The sequence below is a fragment of the Actinomadura sp. NPDC000929 genome (assembly GCF_040492065.1).
Taxonomy (GTDB): Bacteria; Actinomycetota; Actinomycetes; order Streptosporangiales; family Streptosporangiaceae; genus Spirillospora; species Spirillospora verrucosospora.
On sequence record NZ_JBEUPA010000164.1, the window covers coordinates 1 to 17,555 of the forward strand.

The following is a 17,555-nucleotide window of genomic DNA, read 5'->3' on the forward strand; positions in this document are numbered from 1 at the left end:
AGTTCATGAACAGCCACGAGCCCTTCCTGAACGGCCTGCCCTGAGCCGCCCTCCCCGACCGGCCTTCCGGACCGGTCCCGCTCGGCGACGTCGACGGGGCGCTGGAGCAGTTCGGGCGGGATGAGGTCGTGCCGGCCCGCGATGAACTCCTGCACCCAGATCTTGGCGCGGATGAGCGGCCGCCGGAGCCGCGTCTCGCGCCGGACGGCCCGGTGGTACCGGCGCGAGCCGGGGTCGTAGCGCCAGCGCGACCAGGGCGAGCCGGGCCGCGCCACCCGGATCGCGCCGACGATCAGCAGCGCGGGCATGAACAGCCCGATGAGCCCCGTCCAGATCTTGCCCTTCAGCAGCGTGACCACGGCGAGGACGAGGTTGACGGCGAGCGAGGCGACGTAGACGCGGGTGATCAGCCCGGTGCCGTGGTCGGGCGCGATGCCCTCGTAGCCGAGGGGACGGATGCCGAGCAGCAGCAGCCCGGTCACCGCCATCGCGACGAACACCGCGTCGACGGACGCGCGGCCCTTCTCCGTCCAGTAGACGTCGCTGAGGTGCAGGATCAGCGCGAACTCGTCCAGGACGAGGGCCGATCCCATCCCGAACACCACCGCCGCCGCGAGGTCGAGGCCGACGTAGGCGTCCGGGACGGCGAGGCTCGCCACCCCGCCCAACAGCATCAGCACCACGCCGAACACGACGTGGTGGATGTGCACGTCGCCGGCCTTCACGTTCCGGAACCACCAGCGCACGTCCGCGCGGATCAGCCGCACGTTCACCCGCGTCAGCACGAAAGTGACCATGAACGCCACGAAGAAACCGAACAGCGGCAGCCGGCCGGTCGCCACGATGCGTTCGTCGAACATCTCGATCATCTGCCCCCCGCCTCCTCAATGATGCACCGTGACATGCGCCGATATCGTGTGACCCTGCCGACGATCAGGGGGAGAACCGCCATGAGCCGCATCGTGGACCGCTGCGATCCCGGGTACCGGGCATGGATCGCCGAGGCGATCCGGCTCGTGGACGCCGACGCCAACCGCAGCGCCGACACGCACCTGCACGTGTTCCCGCTGCCCCCGGAGTGGGGCATCGACCTCTACCTGAAGGACGAGTCCGTCCACCCCACGGGTTCGCTGAAGCACCGGCTCGCCCGGTCGCTGTTCCTGTACGGGCTGGCCAACGGGTGGATCCGCCAGGACACGACGATCATCGAGGCGTCCAGCGGGTCGACGGCGGTGTCGGAGGCGTACTTCGCGCGGCTGCTCGGCCTGCCGTTCGTCGCGGTCATGCCGGCCACCACCAGCCCGGAGAAGATCCAGCTCATCGAGTTCCACGGCGGCCGCTGCCACCTGGTGGCCGACCCGTCGGCGATCTACGAGGAGTCGCGGCGGCTCGCGGCCGAGTGCGGCGGCCACTTCATGGACCAGTTCACCTTCGCCGAGCGGGCGACGGACTGGCGCGGCAACAACAACATCGCCGAGTCGATCTTCGAGCAGATGCGGCTGGAGCGGTTCCCCGAGCCGTCCTGGATCGTGGTCGGCGCGGGCACCGGCGGGACGTCCGCGACGATCGGCCGGTACGCCCGCTACCGGATGTTCCAGACGCGGCTCGCGGTGGTCGACCCGGAGGGGTCGGCGTTCCACGGCTCGTTCGCCGACGGGGACCCCGAGCGCACCGCGGCGGGCTCGCGGATCGAGGGCATCGGCCGCCCCCGCGTCGAGCCGTCGTTCCTGCCCACGGTGATCGACCGGATGATCCGGGTGCCGGACGCGGCGTCGATCGCGGCGATGCGCTGGACGAGCGAGGTCAGCGGCCGGAGCGTGGGCGGCTCGACCGGCACGAACATGTGGGGCGCGGCCGAGCTGATCGCGCAGATGCGGGCCCGCGGGGAGCGCGGCAGCGTCGTCACGCTCATCTGCGACGGCGCCGAGCGCTACGCGGGCACCTACGGGTCGGACGCGTGGCTGGCGGAGCAGGGCCTCGACGTCGCCCCCTACCGGGCCGCGCTGGACGCCTTCCTGAAGACCGGCACGATGCCGGACGTCACCCCGTGACGCGGATCGGGTTGAACAGGTCGGCGTAGATCAGCAGCCCGCCCATGACGATCAGGATGACGGCCATCACGTACGTCACCGGCAGCGCCTTGGCCACGTCCACGTAGCCGGGGTCGGGCCTGCGGAAGATCCGGGCGAAGGCCTTCTTGACCGCCTCCAGGAGCGCGCCCGCGATGTGCCCGCCGTCCAGCGGCAGCAGCGGGATGAGGTTGAACAGCCCGACCGCGAGGTTCAGCGAGCCGAGCAGCATCACGAAGAAGGAGACCTTCTGCGTCCCGGTGAAGTCGTCGGACGCGGCGACCTCGCCGCCGATCCTGCTGACGCCGACGACGCCGATCGGCCCGTTCGGGTCGCGCTTCTCGCCGCCGAAGGCCGCGTTCCACACGCCGACCATCTTCTGCGGCATCCGCACCAGGGCGCCGACGGTGCGCGCGGTCAGGTCGCCCATCGTGCTCGCGACCGCGCCCGGCCCCTGCCGCTCGATCCCGCTGGACGGCGTGATGCCGAGGAACCCGACGTTGACGACCTTGTCCTCGTCCTTGAGGTCGTACATCTGGTTGCGGGTGATCGGGACGTTCAGCCGCACGTCCCTGCCGTCCCGCCGGACGGTCATCGGGACGGTCTTGCCGCCGTCCTTGCGGATCAGCCGCTGCAGCTGCGGATAGTCGTCGATCTTCTTGCCGTCGAACGCGACGATCCGGTCGCCGGCCTGGAGCCCGACCTGCCGCGCGGGCGTCGGCGTCGCGCCCGCCGGGCACGCGGCGACCTTGGCGCTGGCCGGCACCATGCACTCGGCGACCTCCTTGATCACCGGCTGCGGCTGGTTGACGCCGATGCCCATCAGCAGGATCGCGAAGAACATCACCGACAGGAGCAGGTTCATCGCGGGCCCGCCGAACATGATGAGCAGCTTCTGCCACCACTTCTTGGCGTAGAACACGCGGTCCCCGTCGCCGGGCCCGACCTCCTCCAGCGAGGCCCCGCGCGCGGACTCGATCAGCCCCTGCCACGGCCCGGTGCTGATCCGCCGCACCTGCCCGGGCGCGTCGCCCTTGCGCGGCGGCAGCATGCCGATCATGCGGATGTAGCCGCCGAGCGGGATCCACTTGACCCCGTACTCCGTCTCGCCCTTGTGCCTCGACCACATGGTGGGCCCGAACCCGACCATGAACTGCGTGGTCCGCACCCCGAACAGCTTGGCGAAGGAGAAGTGCCCGAGCTCGTGCAGCGCGATGGAGACCAGCAGGCCGAAGAAGAGGATCAACGCTCCAGCCAGGTAGTAGACCATGCGGCGTGCCCTCCGGGTCCGTCCACCCCGCGCACCCGGGGGTGATCTCCGACAACCAGTTCAGAGTACGTTACGGCCCACGATCCGGTTGAGGCGAACGAAGAAGCGGTCCGTGCCGGAGGCCACTTTGATGCACGGTGCTAACCCGGCCGCGCATCATTGGCACGAGAGCGCGTATCCGCGAGCAGGGCCGACCGCCCATCATGGGCGGCCCACCCCGGCCACGGAGGTTCCCCCTTGAAGCGCGGTCATGTAGCGGTCCTGGCCCTGACGCTGGCCCTGGCCGGCTGCGGCGGCAGCGACGACGGCGGCACGACGGCGGGCGCGTCGTCCGCAGCCCCGACCGCCAGGACGCAGGCCCCCTCCGCCCCCGGCACGGGCGCCGAGGCGACGCCCCTCCCCCCGGCCCAGTCGAAGGCGGTCAAGGCCTTCAACGACTGCATGCACGCCCAGGGCGTCCAGATGCCCACCCCCAACCCCACGAGATCCCCCGCCCCCGACGAGCTGAAGAAGATCAGGGCCGCCCTGCAGACCTGCGTGAAGTCCATGTCGCCCCCCGCCACCCCACCCCCAAGCTGACGACCACCGCCCACCGCGCTCCCATCACCAAGAAGCGCAACGGTCGAGACGACCCGCACAGAGGGACACCGAAACGGAAGCACCAGCAGCAACCGTCCAACGAGACGACCTAAGCCGCCACCTCAGCCGACGACGACCCCAACACTCGCGATCGCGTCCGAGGGCAGGTTCGAGCTTGCGAGAACCTGATCGCGCAGCGAGCCGCAAGGCGAGCCGGAGCGATGCCAGCGATCGCACGTGTTTTTTGAGGTCGGGGCCCCCAGGGCCCCGACCTCAAAAAACACAATGAACACTGCTAGCCTTCTTCGACAGCTGATGATCCCGTGCGGGAGAGTCCCTCGCAGCCGGTGGGGGACGCCGAAGGAGCAAATCCTCCCCGGAACCTCTCAGGCCCACGGACCGCACGGGCCAGGCGACCTCTGGAAAGCGGGGACTCCGGTCCCCCGCCGAAGGTGAAAGCCCGCCGTGCGCGGCGGGTGAAGCTCTCAGGCGCCGATGACAGAGGGGGAGGCACCGATACGCCCGGTGCGCGAGTGGGACGATGGACCACGCGCGCCCGTGACGAAGGAGCCGAGCCCATGTCCGCCGATCCGACCGCGAAGAAGACGCCGCTGCACGACGTCCATGAGGACCTCGGCGCGAACCTCGTCGACTTCGCCGGCCATCTCATGCCGCTGCGCTACGCGAGCGAGACCGCCGAGCACCAGGCCGTCCGCACGGGGGCGGGGCTGTTCGACCTGTCGCACATGGGGGAGATCTTCCTGTCGGGTCCGGGCGCGGGGGCCGCGCTGGACTTCGCGCTGGTCGGCAACCTGTCGCCGATGCCGGTGGGCAAGGCGCGCTACACGATGATCTGCGGGCACGACGGCGGCGTCCTGGACGACCTGATCGTCTACCGGCTCGCGGACGAGACGTGGATGGTGGTGGCGAACGCGGCGAACGCCGCCGTCGTCCGGGAGGCGCTGGTCGAGCGGGCCGCGGGGTTCGAGGCGGCGGTGGACGACCGGTCCGACTCGTACGCGCTGATCGCCCTGCAGGGGCCGCGTTCCCAGGGGATTCTCGAGGGGTTCACGGACGCGCCGCTGGGGGACCTGAAGTACTACGCGATCCTGGCGGGGCGGGTCGCGGGCGTGGACGCGCTGGTAGCCCGCACCGGGTACACGGGTGAGGACGGGTTCGAGCTGTTCGTGGACGCGTCCGACGCGGTCGGGCTGTGGAGGGCGCTCGCCGCGGTGGAGGGGGTCGTCCCGGCGGGGCTTTCGGCCCGCGACACGCTGCGCCTGGAGGCGGGGATGCCGCTGTACGGGAACGAGCTGACGGCCGAGACGACGCCGTTCGAGGCGGGCCTCGGCCGGGTGGTGAAGCTGGACAAGCCAGGCGATTTCGTGGGCAAGGCCGCCCTGGCGGCGCAGGCGCAGACCCCGCCGGGCCGTAGGCTCGTGGGACTGGTCGCGCGGGGGCGTCGCGCGCCTCGCAAGGGGTACCAGGTCGTCACGTCCGGCGGCGCGCCGTGCGGCATCGTGACGAGCGGCGCCCCGTCGCCCACACTGGGCACGCCGATCGCCATGGCGTACCTCGACAGCGGCGTCGAGGAGGCGGGCCTCGCCGTGGACGTCCGCGGCCGGCACGAGCCGGTGGACGTGGTGGCCCTACCGTTCTACAAGCGTTCCTGAACAAGTTGTCCGGCGGTGTGGGGCGCGCCCCCACAGTGGAAAGAGAGAAGTGATCGTGAGCGTTCCGGAGGAGCTCCGCTACAGCGAGGAGCACGAGTGGGTGTCGGGCCTCGGTGGCGACGACGGCATCGTCACGGTCGGCATCACCGCGCACGCCGCCGACGCCCTCGGTGAGATCGTCTACATCGAGCTGCAGCCGTCGGAGGGCGACACCGTCGAGGCGGGCGAGCCGTGCGGCGAGGTGGAGTCGACCAAGTCGGTGAGCGACGTCTACTCCCCCGTCAGCGGCGAGATCACCGCGATCAACAGCGCGGTGGTGGACGAGCCGAAGGTCATCAACGACGACCCGTACGGCGAGGGCTGGATCTTCAAGGTGCGGATCTCGGAGGAGCCGGGCGACCTGCTCGACTCCGCCGCCTACGACAAGCTGATCGAGGAATCATGAGTCTGAACGACTCCCTCGCGACGGCCGATCCGGAGGTCGCCGAGGCCGTCGCCGCGGAGCTGCGCCGCCAGCAGGGCACCCTGGAGATGATCGCGTCGGAGAACTTCGCGCCGGTGTCGGTGCTGGAGGCTCAGGGGTCGGTCCTGACGAACAAGTACGCCGAGGGGTACCCGGGCCGCCGGTACTACGGCGGCTGCGAGTTCGTCGACGTCACCGAGCAGCTCGCGATCGACCGGGCCAAGGCGCTGTTCGGCGCCGAGCACGCGAACGTCCAGCCGCACAGCGGGGCGCAGGCGAACACGGCGGTCTACTTCGCGCTGCTCCAGCACGGTGACACGATCCTCGGCCTCGACCTCGCGCACGGCGGGCATCTCACGCACGGGATGCGGCTGAACTACTCCGGCAAGGTGCTGAACGTGGTGCCGTACCACGTCCGCGCCGAGGACGGCCTGGTCGACATGGACGAGGTGGCCTCGCTCGCGGCCGAGCACCGTCCGAAGATGATCGTGGCGGGCTGGTCGGCGTACCCGCGGCGGCTCGACTTCGCCGCGTTCCGGCGGATCGCCGACTCGGTCGGGGCGCTGCTCATGGTCGACATGGCGCACTTCGCGGGCCTGGTGGCGGCGGGGCTGCACCCCTCGCCCGTCCCGCACGCCGACATCGTGACGACGACGACGCACAAGACGCTCGGCGGTCCCCGCGGCGGGCTGATCCTCGCCCGCGAGGAGTACGGCAAGAAGATCAACTCCGCGGTGTTCCCCGGCATGCAGGGCGGCCCGCTGGAGCACGTGATCGCCGCCAAGGCCGTCGCCCTGAAGATCGCCGCGTCGGAGGAGTTCCGGGCCCGGCAGGCGGCGACGGTGGAGGGCGCGAAGCTGCTCGCCGAGCGCCTGCTCGCCGAGGACTGCGCCAAGGCCGGCGTCAAGGTGCTGACCGGCGGGACGGACGTCCACCTCGTGCTGGTCGACCTGGTGGACTCCGAGCTCACCGGGCGCGACGCCGAGGACCGCCTGCACGACATCGGCATCACGGTCAACCGCAACGCGGTGCCGAACGACCCGCGCCCGCCGATGGTGACGTCCGGTCTGCGGATCGGCACCCCGGCCCTCGCGACCCGCGGCTTCACCGCCGAGGACTTCGCCGAGGTCGCGGACGTGATCGCGCTGGCGCTGCAGCCGTCCTTCGACCGGGACGCGCTCGCCGCGCGGGTGAAGGCGCTGGCGGACGAGCACCCCCTGTACCCGAACCTGTGACGTTCCGGCGCCCTCTCCCCCTGCGGGACCCCCGTCAAGGGGGAGGGGGCGCGGCCACAACGAGGTAGCTATGGCCATCAGCGTTTTCGACCTGTTCAAGATCGGCATCGGTCCGTCGTCCTCCCACACGGGGGGCCCGATGGCCGCGGCGCACCGGTTCGCCCGGGGGCTCCAGCGCGACGGGCTGCTGGAGAAGACGGCGTCCGTCGCCGTCACCCTCTACGGGTCGCTCGGCCTCACCGGCAAGGGCCACGGCTCCGACAAGGCCGTCATCCTCGGTCTTGAGGGCGACAAGCCCGAGCTCGTCGACGTCGACCGGGTGGACGAGCGGCTCGCCGCGATCCGGGAGCGCGGGGCGCTGCGGCTGTTCGGCGACCACGAGATCCCGTTCGTGGTCAACGAGCACCTGGTCTTCGAGCGCAAGGAGTCGCTGCCCGGCCACCCCAACGGGATGCGCTTCACGGCTCTGGACGCCTCCGGCGGGGAGCTGCGCGCGAAGGTGTACTACTCCGTCGGCGGCGGGTTCATCCTGGACGAGAGCGCCACCGGCGCCGACCGCATCAAGCCCGACGACACCGTCCTGCCGCACCCCTTCGACACGGCCGCCGAGCTGCTGGAGCGGTGCCGGGAGACGGGCCTGTCGATCTCGGCGCTGATGCTGGAGAACGAGAAGGCGTTCGGCCGCGACGCCGCCGAGATCCACGACGGCCTGCTCGAACTCTGGCAGGTCATGCGGGCCTGCGTGACCCGCGGCTGCACCCGGGAGGGCCTCCTGCCGGGCGGGCTCAAGGTGCGCCGCCGCGCTCCCCAGCTGCACCGCCAGCTGTCCGCGGAGGAGGCGTCCGACCCGCTCCACGCGATGGACTGGATCACCCTGTTCGCGCTGGCGGTCAACGAGGAGAACGCGGCGGGCGGGCGCATCGTCACGGCCCCGACCAACGGCGCCGCGGGCATCATCCCGGCCGTCCTGCACTACTACGACCGGTTCATCCCGGGCCACGACGACGAGGGCGTGGTGCGGTTCCTGCTGACCGCCGGGGCGATCGGCGTGCTGTTCAAGCAGAACGCCTCCATCTCCGGGGCCGAGGTCGGCTGCCAGGGCGAGGTCGGGTCGGCCTGCTCGATGGCCGCCGCCGGGCTCACGGAGGTCCTCGGCGGCACCCCCGAGCAGGTGGAGAACGCCGCCGAGATCGGCATCGAGCACAACCTCGGCCTGACCTGCGATCCCGTCGGCGGCCTGGTCCAGGTCCCCTGCATCGAGCGCAACGCCGTCGGCGCCGTCAAGGCCATCAGCGCCGCCCGGATCTCCCTGCGCGGCGACGGCCGCCACTTCGTCTCCCTCGACAAGGCCATCAAGACCATGCGCGACACGGGCCGCGACATGCTCGACAAGTACAAGGAGACCTCGCGCGGCGGCCTCGCCGTCAACGTCATCGAGTGCTGACCGCGGCCCGCTACCGGAGCGGGATGTCGAGGCCGTGCTCGTCGGCGGGGCGCGGGCCGCGGATGCGGCGGTCGGCCTCGCCGATCGCGACGTCGTTGATGCTCGCCTCCCGCCGCCGCATCAGGCCGCGCTCGTCGAACTCCCACAGTTCGTTGCCGTAGCTGCGCCACCACTGCCCGCCGGCGTCGTGCCACTCGTACTGGAACCGGACGGCCATGCGGTTCTCGCGGAACCCCCACAGGCTCTTGCGCAGCGCGTAGTCGAGCTCCCGCTCCCACTTCGCGGTCAGGAAGGCGATGATCTCCTCCCGTCCGGTGACGAACCGGTCGCGGTTCCGCCAGACCGAGTCGGGCGTGTAGGCGAGCGCCACCCGCTGCGGGTCGCGGGTGTTCCACGCGTCCTCGGCCGCCTGGACCTTCTGCTTCGCGGTCTCCAGGGTGAACGGCGGGCAGGGCGGACGGTCCTCGGTCACGGCGGCCTCCTCGGGTTGAGAACGAGCGTTCTCCATATCTGCCGCTAAGGTAGGGAACGATCGTTCTCAACGTCAAGTCAGGAGCGCCCATGCCGGCCGCGATCACCGAGGAGCAGCAGGACCGGGACCGCCAGGCCCTGCTGGACGTCGCCGAGCGCCTCTTCTACCGGCAGGGCGTCCAGGCGGTGGGCATGGACGAGCTGCGGACCGTGTCCGGGCTGCCGCTCAAGCGCATCTACCGGCTCTTTCCCACGAAGGAGGCCCTCGTCGTCGCGATGCTGGACCGCCGCGACCGCCGCTGGCGCGCGAGCCTGGCCGCCCATCTGGACGCGGAGCCCGACCCCCGGCGGCGCGTCCTCGCCCTGTTCGACTGGCTCGGCGCGTGGTTCGCCGAGCCGGGCTTCCGCGGCTGCGCCTGGGTCAACGCCCACGGGGAGCTCGGCTCGTCCTCCCCGGCGGTCGCGGACGCGGCGCGAGCCCACAAGCGGGCCTTCCACGACCAGGTCGTGGCCCTGGTCTCCCCTGTCGACGCGTCCGCCGCCGAACCCGTCTACCTGCTCGCCGAGGGCGCCATCGTCGTCGCCGGAATCCAGGGCGACCCCACCGCCGCCGCCCGCGCCCGAACCGGCGCCCGCCTTCTCCTGGAAAGGGCCGGCCGGGCTTGACCCTGCCGTTGGCGGCAGGGTTCCAGGCTCGGGGCATGGAGACGAATTCGGAGAACAGGGTCGTCCTGGTCACCGGCGCGGGAACCGGGATCGGACGCGCCACGGCACGCATGTTCGCGGCCGAGGGCGCCCGCGTGGTGGCCGTCGGACGGCGGCCCGGCCCGCTGGCCGAGACCGCGGACGGGCATCCCGGCATCGAGCCGCTCGCCGCCGACATCACCGGCGACGGCGCCGCCGCCGAGATCGTGCGCAGGGTGACGGACGCGCACGGACGGCTGGACGTGCTGGTCAACAACGCGGCGATCGTCCAGAGCGGGACCCTGGAGAGCCTCGCCCCGGAGACGCTCGCGCCGCAGCTCGCGACGAACCTGGTGGCGCCCGTCCTGCTGACCCGGGCGGCGCTGCCCGCGCTCGACGGCGGCGGGGTCGTCGTCAACGTCAGCACGTCCGTCGGGCAGCGGGGCTGGCCCGGCAACGCGTTCTACGCCGCCACGAAGTCGGCGCTGGAGACGCTCACGCGCGGCTGGGCCCTGGAGCTCGCGCCGCGCGGCATCCGCGTGGCCGCCGTGGCGCCCGGAGCGATCGCCACCCCGATGGGCGAGCACCAGGGCCTCTCCGCCGAGCGCCTCGCGGCGCTCCGGCAGTGGCAAATCGAGCACACCCCGCTCGGCCGCGTCGGGCGGCCGGAGGAGGTCGCGTGGGCGATCACGCGCCTGGCCTCGCCCGACGCCTCGTTCGTCACCGGCGCCGTCCTCGCGGTGGACGGAGGCGCGGTGGTCGCCTGAGCGCCGGCGGGCCCACCGCCTGGTAGAACGAGGGGAGGAGGTGGTGGCGGTGCGGATCGGCGAGCTGGCGCGGATCACCGGGACGACGCCGCGGGCGCTGCGGCACTACGAGGAGGCGGGCCTGATCGCGTCCCGCCGGGCGGGCAACGGATACCGGATCTACGACGAGGGCGCGGCCGTGCGGGTCCGCAACATCCGGGAGCTGCTCGCCGTCGGCCTCACCCTCGACGACGTGCGCGCGTTCTCGGTCTGCCTGGACGGCGACGTGGCGGCCTCGCCCCCGTCGGAGAAGGGGCTCCGCATCGCCCTGGACCGCCTCGCCGTCCTCGACGCGCGCATCACCGCCCAGACCGAGGCCCGCGACCGCCTCGCCACCGCCCTGACCCGCGCGGCCGAGAGACGCCCCGCATCGGCCCGCTGACCGCGGGGACGTGGAGGCGGAACCGGCCGGGGTCTCGGGACGGCGGGCCTATCTCAACGGACTGCTGACCAACCTTCTCAACCCGAAGATGGTCACCTTCACCATTGGACGGGACGGTCGGCGTCCTCGCGGGCCGCATCGGCGACTGGCTGCGCCGCCGTCGCGAGTGGGTCAGGGGCGGGCGCCCCGGCCGGTGGGGGAATGGGCGCCCTGGCGGGCCTCGTTGCCGCAGTGGCGGCACACGACCTGGGGGCTGACGGTCTCGCCGCAGGAGTGCCGCCACCGGACGGGCGGGTCGTCCGGGTGCAGGTGCCGGTCTCCCCAGGCCATCAGCACGAGCAGGACGTCGCACAGCTCCACGCCCGCGGGCGTCAGGCGGTACTCGTGGCGCACCGGGTGGTCGCTGTAGCGCTCGCGGCGGATGACGCCGCCCGCCTCCAGCTTGCGGAGGCGGGCGGTGAGGATGTCGCGGGACGCGCCGGTGTTGCGGACGATCTGGTCGAAGCGCCGCACCCCGTAGCTCAGCTCCCGGATCGCCAGCAGGCTCCAGCGCTCGCCGACCAGGTCCAGCGTGTCGGCGATCGAGCACTCGCGCGGATCGGCGTCCTTCGGCATACCGGGAAGCCTAGCCGCCGGACCTGGCCGGACCGTCCGTCAGAGCCGCTCCACGACGGTGGCGTTGGCCAGTCCGCCCGCCTCGCACATGGTCTGGAGGCCGAACCTGCCGCCGCGGTCCTCCAGGGCGTGCAGCAGGGTCGTCATGAGGCGGGCGCCGCTCGCGCCGAGCGGGTGGCCGATCGCGATCGCGCCGCCGCGCACGTTGACGCGCGCGAGGTCGGCGCCGGTCTCGCGCGCCCACGCGAGGACGACCGGGGCGAACGCCTCGTTCACCTCGAACAGATCGACGTCGTCCAGGGTGAGGCCACCGCGCTCCAGCACCTTCGCGGTCGCGGGGATGATCGCGGTGAGCATCAGCAGCGGGTCGTCGCCGGTCACGGCGAAGGCGTGGAAGCGGGCGCGCGGGCGCAGGCCGAGCCGCGCGGCGACGTCGGCGCCCATGACCAGGACGGCGGCGGCGCCGTCGTTGACCGGGGAGGCGTTGCCCGCGGTGATCTTCCAGCCGATCTCGGGGAACCGCTCGGCCATCCGCTCGTCGTGGTAGGCGGGCCTCAGGCCGGCGAGGATCTCCGGCGACGTCGCCGGGCGGACGGTCTCGTCCCGCTGCCCCGTCCAGGCGACCTCCCGGTCGAACTCGCCGTTCTTCCACGCCTCGGCGGCGCGGCGGTGGGACTCGGCGGCGTAGGCGTCGAGCTCCTCCCGCGACAGGTCCCAGCGCGCGGCGATCAGCTCGGCGCTGATGCCCTGGCCGACGAGCCCGCCCGGGTAGCGCTCGGGGAGCAGCGTCCCGAACGGGTCGCTGCCCGGCAGGACGCTCGACCCCATCGGCACCCGCGACATCGACTCGACCCCGCACGCGATGGCGATGTCGTAGGCGCCGCTCTGCACGCCCTGCGCCGCGATGTGCAGGGCCTGCTGGGACGAGCCGCACTGCCGGTCGACCGTCATGGCGGGGACGCTCTCGGGGAACCCCGCGGCGAGGACGGCCGTGCGGGTGATGTTGAGCGCCTGGTCGCCGGCCTGGGTGACCACGCCGCCGATCACGTCGTCCACGGTCCCCGGGTCGATGCCCGCCCGCTCGACGAGGGACGCGAGCGTCCGCGCGAGCAGGTCGGCCGGGTGGTCGCCGTGCAGGAACCCGCCGGCCCTGCCCTTGCCCAGCGGCGTGCGCACCGCCTCCACGATCACCGCGTCCCGCATGGACCCCACCTCCGTTGTGTTTTCCAACTCACTTCGGCAGTATCCGCTCGGCGGACCGGAGAGCACAATCGGCTCCGACGGTGAGTTGGATAACACAACTCGGCAGACGAAGACCCGGAGGCCGTCACCGATCGCTGTCGAAGCCGATCGCTACCGCCCCCGGGTCTTCGGGCCGCTCAGCGGGAGGGGCCCGTGCCGTGGTCCGTCTCTACCCTCCATGCGTCGAAGAGCCCCTCGGTGGAGCCGCCCGAGTGTCGTCGGTCGGACAAGCACGCCTCCTCGTTCTCCTCGACGTCGCGTTCCCTTTGGACGTTAGCCCCATAAGCCGACATAGACCCAAAATGGGAGCCCAAGCCGCCGTCAAGCATCGGGACCGCCCCGCCCGACGCGACCGTCTAGCCCTTGTACATCTCCCGCATCTTGCGCGCGGCGTCGCCCGGTTTGCGCTTCGGCCCCTTGCCCGTGGCCTCCTCGCCGCGGCGCGGCCGCTTCTCGCGCTCCGGTTCGGACTCCGCCTTGCCCGTGGGCTTCCCGGGCTTGCCAGGCTTGTCGTTCACGACAACTCCCCCGATGTCGTTCCAACTGTCGGTCCATAGGTACCCCGTCTAACGGGGGTAGAAGCGCACCTCAGGACGGCCGACCTGGCCGTAGTGGGGGCGGCGGTCGGCCAGCCCGTTCTCCGCCAGATACTCCAGATAGCGGCGCGCGGTGACCCGGGAGACGCCGGTGAGATCGGCGGCAGCGGCGGCGGACAGGCCGTCGGCCGCGGACTCCAGCACGCCGGTCACGGCCTGGAGCGTCTCCCCGCTCATCCCCTTGGGCAGCGCGTGGTGGTCGGGGGTCCGGAGCGTGGCGAGCATCCCGTCCACGTCCGCCTGCCCGCTGACCTCCCCCGAGCCGACCGCCTGCTCCCGGAACCGCGCGTACCGGACGAGCTTGTCGCGCAGCGACGCGAAGGTGAACGGTTTCAGCAGGTACTGGACGATGCCGACCGCCACGGCGGTGCGGATCACCGCGAGGTCCCGCGCGGACGTCACGGCGATGACGTCCACGTCCCGTCCCCCGGCGCGCAGCGCGCGGCAGACGGTGAGGCCGTGCGTGTCCGGAAGGTAGAAGTCCAGCAGGACGACGTCGACCTGCGTCCGCTCGCAGAACCGGAGCGCGTCCGCCCCCGAGTGCACGACCCCGGCGACCGTGAACCCGGCGACCCGCTCGACGTAGGTCCGGTGCGCCTCCGCCGCCACCGGGTCGTCCTCGACCACCAGCACCCTGATCACGGCTCGCCGCCCCCGCGCCGGGCCCCGGCGGCCCGCCTCGGCAGGGGCAGCCGGACGGTGAACACGGCGCCGTGGCCGGGGCCGGCCGCGCCCACCCGCACCTCACCGCCGTTGCGGCGGACGGCCTGGCCGACCAGGGCGAGGCCGAGGCCGTGCCCGACCGCGCCGCCGGACGTCTTCGTCGTCCAGCCGCGCCGGAACATCGCGGGCACGGCGGCGGGGTCCACGCCCCGCCCGCTGTCGGACACCTCCAGCACGAGCGCCCCGTCCTCCACGCGGGCGCCGACGCCGACGCGCGGCGGCCGGGCGGCGGCGCCCTCGATGGCGGCGTCGACCGCGTTGTCGATGAGGTTCCCGAGGATCGTGACCAGGTCGCGCGGCTCGATCGCGCCCTCGATCACGGTGTCCTCGCCGATCACGAGCTCCACGCCGCGCTCCCCCGCCTCGGCGGACTTGCCGAGCAGCAGCGCGGCCAGCACCGGCTCGCCGACCGAGCCGACGACCCGGTCGGTGAGCCGCTGCGCGCTCGCCAGCTCGGCGGTCGCGAACTCCACGGCCTGCCCGGGACGGCCCAGCTCCACCAGCGACACCACCGTGTGCAGGCGGTTCGCGGCCTCGTGCGCCTGCGAGCGCAGCGACTCGGCAAACCCGCGCACCGTGTCCAGCTCGCCCGTCAGCGCCTGCAGCTCGGTGTGGTCCCGCAGGGTGACGACGTTGCCCATCACCCGGTCCCCCGACCGGACGGGCGAGGTGTTCACCACGAGCACCCGCGTGTCCCCCACATGGATCTCGTCCGACCGAGGCTCCGCGGACACCAGCGTCGCCACCAGCTCCTCCGGCAACCCCAGCTCCGCGACGTCCCGCCCCTGCGGCTCCCCCCGCGCCCGCCCGGGGATCGCGGCGGACGGGAAGGGGCCGTGGGGGGCGTCCAGGTCGAGGAGGTGTCTCGCGGCGTCGTTGCAGAGAACGACGCGGCCGCTGCGGTCGAGGATGAGGAGCCCTTCGCGGACGGCGTGCAGGATCGCCTCGTAGTACTCGAACATGCCGCGCAGCTCGTCGGGGGCGACGCCGCGGGTCTGTCGGCGCAGGCGGGCGGAGACGAGGTAGCTGCCGGCCATCCCGACGGCGAGGACGGCCCCGGCGACGGCGCCGAGGGCCAGCAGGCGCTGGCGGAGCTCCGCCGAGATCGCCTTGACCGTGATGCCGACCGCGACCAGGGCCACCACGCGGCGGTCCTCGCCGAAGACGGGCGCGACGGTGCGCACGGACGGCCCGAGCGTGCCGGTGTAGGTCTCGGTGAACGTCCGTCCGGCGAGCGCGGGGGCGGTGTTGCCGACGAACGTCCCGCCGATGCGCGCGGGGTTCGGGTGCGTGTAGCGGATCCCGGCCGGGCTCATGATCGTGATGAAGTCGACGCCGGTGTCGTGCCGGACGCGTTCGGCGTAGGGCTGCAGGAGGCGGGTCGGAGCCGGGTCGGCCAGCGCGGCCCGGACGGTCGGGGCGTCGGCGATGCTCGCCGCGACCGCCGAGACGGTCTGGGCGGCGCTGTCGTCCACGGCCCGGCCGGAGTCGAGGAAGGCCAGCGCCGCGCCGGCCGCCACGAGGAGCCCGACGATCGCCGCCTGGAGCACGAGCAGCTGCCGGGCCAGGCTCCAGCGGCCCGGCGCCGCCCATCGAGGACGCACTCCCGCCCCTCCCCCTCGCATCTCGCCGCCACCCCGTCGCACCTTGCCGTGAACGAAATGTACACAAGGGTGACCCCGGTCACAGAACCGCGCATAGTCACGTGGGGACAGACCCCCAGCCCCCGCCCGACCTGCGAGCTCACCTCCAGAGCGGCGCCCACGGTGTGCATGCTCCGGCTCCGGCCGGAGGATGGGCGCCGCCGCGGGGCGGCGGCCCGCCCGCGGATCCGACCGGACCGGGCGGGCGCCGCCCCTCGCACCGATGCCGGGGTCCTGAGCCGAGGAGGTCCCCCGTGGCCCCGTCCGCCTCCCAGCCTGCGCGCGACCGCGTCCACTACCTGTACCTCGCCGTCGTCGCCGCCGTGGTGGCGGGGGCCGTGGTCGGCCTGGCCGCGCCGGACTTCGCGCAGGAACTGAAGCCGATCGGCACCGCCTTCGTCAACCTGATCAAGATGATGATCTCGCCGATCATCTTCTGCACCATCGTCCTCGGCATCGGCTCGGTCGCGAAGGCGGCCGAGGTCGGCCGGATCGGCCTGGTCACCATCGCCTACTTCCTGGTGATGTCGACGCTGGCCCTGGCCATCGGGCTGGTGGTGGGGAACCTGCTGCACCCGGGCTCCGGGCTGCACCTGGACCCGTCGTCCGTCGCCGAGGCGAAGTCGCAGGCCGAGGGCGGCGAGGGCACCACCGACTTCCTGCTCGGGATCATCCCGGACACGCTGGTGTCGGCGCTGACGGAGGGGCAGGTGCTGCAGGCGCTGCTCGTCGCGCTGCTCACCGGGTTCGCGCTCCAGGGGCTCGGCCCGGCGGGCGCGCCGATCCTGCGGGGCGTCGAGCACCTGCAGCGGCTGGTGTTCCGGATCCTCTGGATGATCATGTGGGCGGCGCCGGTGGGGGCGTTCGGCGCGATCGCGGCGGTGGTCGGGTCGAGCGGCTGGGACGCGCTGAAGAGCCTCGCCGTGATCATGCTGGGCTTCTACGCGACGTGCGCGGTGTTCGTGTTCGCGGTGCTCGGCGCGGTGCTGTGGGCGGTCAGCCGGATCAGCGTGTTCGCCCTGCTGCGCTACCTCGCCCGCGAGTTCCTGCTGATCCTGTCGACGTCCTCGTCGGAGTCGGCGCTGCCCCGGCTGATCGCGAAGATGGAGCACCTCGGGGTGAGCCGCCCGGTCGTCGGCATCACCGTGCCGACCGGGTACTCCTTCAACCTGGACGGCACCGCGATCTACCTGACGATGGCGACGCTGTTCATCGCGTCCGCGCAGGACCAGCCGATGTCGGTCGGCGCGCAGATCCCGCTGCTGCTCTTCATGATCGTCGCGTCGAAGGGCGCGGCGGGCGTCACCGGCGCCGGGCTCGCCACCCTCGCGGGCGGCCTCCAGTCGCACAAGCCCGCGCTCGTCGACGGGGTGGGGTTCATCGTCGGCATCGACCGGTTCATGTCCGAGGCCCGCGCGCTGACGAACTTCGCGGGAAACGCCGTCGCCACCGTGGTCATCGGCACGTGGACGAAGGAGTTCGACGCCGAGCGGGCCCGCGGCGTCCTGTCCGGCGAGGACCCGTTCAACGAGGACACCCTGCTGGACGACCACGGTCCGGCCGCCGAGCCCTCCGGTTCGCGGAAGGAACCGCTCCCCGCACCCGGCGGCGCACCCGCCTGAGAGGCCCGGCCGCCCGGCGCCGCGCGTCCCCGCTCCGG

18 protein-coding genes and 2 riboswitches are annotated in these 17,555 nt (G+C 72.5%); of the genes, 10 read left to right on the forward strand and 8 right to left on the reverse strand.

The annotated features are described in order from the left end of the window. Positions 1–869: hypothetical protein (locus ABWI04_RS36080; protein WP_353835198.1), on the reverse strand; the 869-nt coding region annotated here is incomplete at its 3' end. Between the two features lie 81 nt (positions 870–950). Between ABWI04_RS36080 and cds1 the strand changes: the two genes are divergently transcribed. Beyond that, positions 951–2,051: an L-cysteine desulfhydrase Cds1 gene (gene cds1 / locus ABWI04_RS36085; RefSeq protein ID WP_345184254.1), complete on the forward strand. Its 1,101-nt coding sequence runs from the start codon at positions 951–953 to the stop codon at positions 2,049–2,051. Here cds1 and ABWI04_RS36090 read toward each other — a convergent pair. Then, on the reverse strand, positions 2,041–3,339 hold the full coding sequence (locus ABWI04_RS36090) for a M50 family metallopeptidase (RefSeq protein ID WP_345184252.1): 1,299 nt from the start codon (positions 3,337–3,339) through the stop codon (positions 2,041–2,043). The genes cds1 and ABWI04_RS36090 overlap by 11 nt on opposite strands. A 237-nt stretch (positions 3,340–3,576) precedes the next feature. Between ABWI04_RS36090 and ABWI04_RS36095 the strand changes: the two genes are divergently transcribed. From ABWI04_RS36095 to ABWI04_RS36115, 5 genes are all read left to right on the forward strand, one after another. Further along, a complete protein-coding gene (locus ABWI04_RS36095) occupies positions 3,577–3,918 on the forward strand; it encodes a hypothetical protein (protein WP_353835199.1) in 342 nt (113 codons plus the stop codon). 316 nt (positions 3,919–4,234) lie between these two features. Continuing rightward, positions 4,235–4,330, forward strand: a riboswitch (glycine riboswitch). A gap of 4 nt (positions 4,331–4,334) precedes the next feature. Then, a riboswitch (glycine riboswitch) is annotated at positions 4,335–4,423 on the forward strand. 73 nt (positions 4,424–4,496) lie between these two features. Then, positions 4,497–5,591, forward strand: a complete 1,095-nt coding sequence (gcvT, locus tag ABWI04_RS36100; protein WP_345184248.1) for a glycine cleavage system aminomethyltransferase GcvT — start codon at positions 4,497–4,499, stop codon at positions 5,589–5,591. A gap of 55 nt (positions 5,592–5,646) precedes the next feature. Next, a complete protein-coding gene (gene gcvH, locus ABWI04_RS36105) occupies positions 5,647–6,036 on the forward strand; it encodes a glycine cleavage system protein GcvH (RefSeq protein WP_353835200.1) in 390 nt (129 codons plus the stop codon). Then, complete coding sequence (glyA, locus tag ABWI04_RS36110) at positions 6,033–7,289, forward strand: serine hydroxymethyltransferase (protein WP_345184242.1); 1,257 nt, start codon at positions 6,033–6,035, stop codon at positions 7,287–7,289. Before gcvH ends, glyA begins: the two co-directional genes overlap by 4 nt. Before the next feature lie 70 nt (positions 7,290–7,359). Next, positions 7,360–8,733, forward strand: a complete 1,374-nt coding sequence (locus tag ABWI04_RS36115) for an L-serine ammonia-lyase (protein WP_353835201.1) — start codon at positions 7,360–7,362, stop codon at positions 8,731–8,733. 10 nt (positions 8,734–8,743) lie between these two features. Here the strand turns inward: ABWI04_RS36115 and ABWI04_RS36120 are convergent, their stop codons facing one another. Further along, complete coding sequence (locus ABWI04_RS36120) at positions 8,744–9,205, reverse strand: nuclear transport factor 2 family protein (protein WP_353835202.1); 462 nt, start codon at positions 9,203–9,205, stop codon at positions 8,744–8,746. 89 nt (positions 9,206–9,294) lie between these two features. Here ABWI04_RS36120 and ABWI04_RS36125 point away from each other — a divergent pair, with 89 nt between their 5' ends. From ABWI04_RS36125 to ABWI04_RS36135, 3 genes are read left to right on the forward strand one after another with little or no spacing between them, the layout of a single operon-like run. Further along, a complete protein-coding gene (locus ABWI04_RS36125) occupies positions 9,295–9,870 on the forward strand; it encodes a TetR/AcrR family transcriptional regulator (RefSeq protein WP_345184235.1) in 576 nt (191 codons plus the stop codon). 35 nt (positions 9,871–9,905) lie between these two features. Further along, positions 9,906–10,655 carry an SDR family NAD(P)-dependent oxidoreductase gene (locus tag ABWI04_RS36130; RefSeq protein WP_353835203.1) on the forward strand — a complete coding sequence of 250 codons (750 nt, stop codon included), beginning with the start codon at positions 9,906–9,908 and terminating at the stop codon, positions 10,653–10,655. Positions 10,656–10,698: 43 nt separating this feature from the next. Continuing rightward, positions 10,699–11,076 carry a MerR family transcriptional regulator gene (locus ABWI04_RS36135; RefSeq protein ID WP_345184231.1) on the forward strand — a complete coding sequence of 126 codons (378 nt, stop codon included), beginning with the start codon at positions 10,699–10,701 and terminating at the stop codon, positions 11,074–11,076. Positions 11,077–11,247: 171 nt separating this feature from the next. On the opposite strand, the gene ABWI04_RS36140 is transcribed toward ABWI04_RS36135, so the two are convergent. The 5 genes from ABWI04_RS36140 to ABWI04_RS36160 all read right to left on the reverse strand — a co-directional run bounded on the left by ABWI04_RS36140 (position 11,248) and on the right by ABWI04_RS36160 (position 15,856). Further along, complete coding sequence (locus tag ABWI04_RS36140) at positions 11,248–11,691, reverse strand: winged helix-turn-helix transcriptional regulator (RefSeq protein ID WP_345184229.1); 444 nt, start codon at positions 11,689–11,691, stop codon at positions 11,248–11,250. Between the two features lie 39 nt (positions 11,692–11,730). Next, on the reverse strand, positions 11,731–12,894 hold the full coding sequence (locus ABWI04_RS36145; protein WP_353835204.1) for a thiolase family protein: 1,164 nt from the start codon (positions 12,892–12,894) through the stop codon (positions 11,731–11,733). Between the two features lie 395 nt (positions 12,895–13,289). Continuing rightward, positions 13,290–13,451, reverse strand: a complete 162-nt coding sequence (locus ABWI04_RS36150) for a hypothetical protein (protein ID WP_179278653.1) — start codon at positions 13,449–13,451, stop codon at positions 13,290–13,292. Positions 13,452–13,499: 48 nt separating this feature from the next. After that, on the reverse strand, positions 13,500–14,171 hold the full coding sequence (locus tag ABWI04_RS36155) for a response regulator (protein ID WP_345184225.1): 672 nt from the start codon (positions 14,169–14,171) through the stop codon (positions 13,500–13,502). After that, on the reverse strand, positions 14,168–15,856 hold the full coding sequence (locus tag ABWI04_RS36160; protein WP_353835205.1) for a sensor histidine kinase: 1,689 nt from the start codon (positions 15,854–15,856) through the stop codon (positions 14,168–14,170). The genes ABWI04_RS36155 and ABWI04_RS36160 overlap by 4 nt, the downstream gene beginning before the upstream one ends. A gap of 293 nt (positions 15,857–16,149) precedes the next feature. Here ABWI04_RS36160 and ABWI04_RS36165 point away from each other — a divergent pair, with 293 nt between their 5' ends. Continuing rightward, entirely contained in the window at positions 16,150–17,517 is a 1,368-nt protein-coding gene (locus ABWI04_RS36165; RefSeq protein WP_353835206.1) for a cation:dicarboxylate symporter family transporter, read from the forward strand. Positions 17,518–17,555: the final 38 nt, after the last annotated feature.

Excerpts from the sequence above, each read along its gene's own strand:
- cds1 (WP_345184254.1), top strand. The coding sequence starts at position 951 with ATGAGCCGCATCGTGGACCGCTGCGATCCCGGGTACCGGGCATGGATC.
- ABWI04_RS36090 (WP_345184252.1), bottom strand. The coding sequence starts at position 3,339 with ATGGTCTACTACCTGGCTGGAGCGTTGATCCTCTTCTTCGGCCTGCTG.
- gcvT (WP_345184248.1), top strand. The coding sequence starts at position 4,497 with ATGTCCGCCGATCCGACCGCGAAGAAGACGCCGCTGCACGACGTCCAT.
- glyA (WP_345184242.1), top strand. The coding sequence starts at position 6,033 with ATGAGTCTGAACGACTCCCTCGCGACGGCCGATCCGGAGGTCGCCGAG.
- ABWI04_RS36115 (WP_353835201.1), top strand. The coding sequence starts at position 7,360 with ATGGCCATCAGCGTTTTCGACCTGTTCAAGATCGGCATCGGTCCGTCG.
- ABWI04_RS36125 (WP_345184235.1), top strand. The coding sequence starts at position 9,295 with ATGCCGGCCGCGATCACCGAGGAGCAGCAGGACCGGGACCGCCAGGCC.
- ABWI04_RS36130 (WP_353835203.1), top strand. The coding sequence starts at position 9,906 with ATGGAGACGAATTCGGAGAACAGGGTCGTCCTGGTCACCGGCGCGGGA.
- ABWI04_RS36140 (WP_345184229.1), bottom strand. The coding sequence starts at position 11,691 with ATGCCGAAGGACGCCGATCCGCGCGAGTGCTCGATCGCCGACACGCTG.
- ABWI04_RS36145 (WP_353835204.1), bottom strand. The coding sequence starts at position 12,894 with ATGCGGGACGCGGTGATCGTGGAGGCGGTGCGCACGCCGCTGGGCAAG.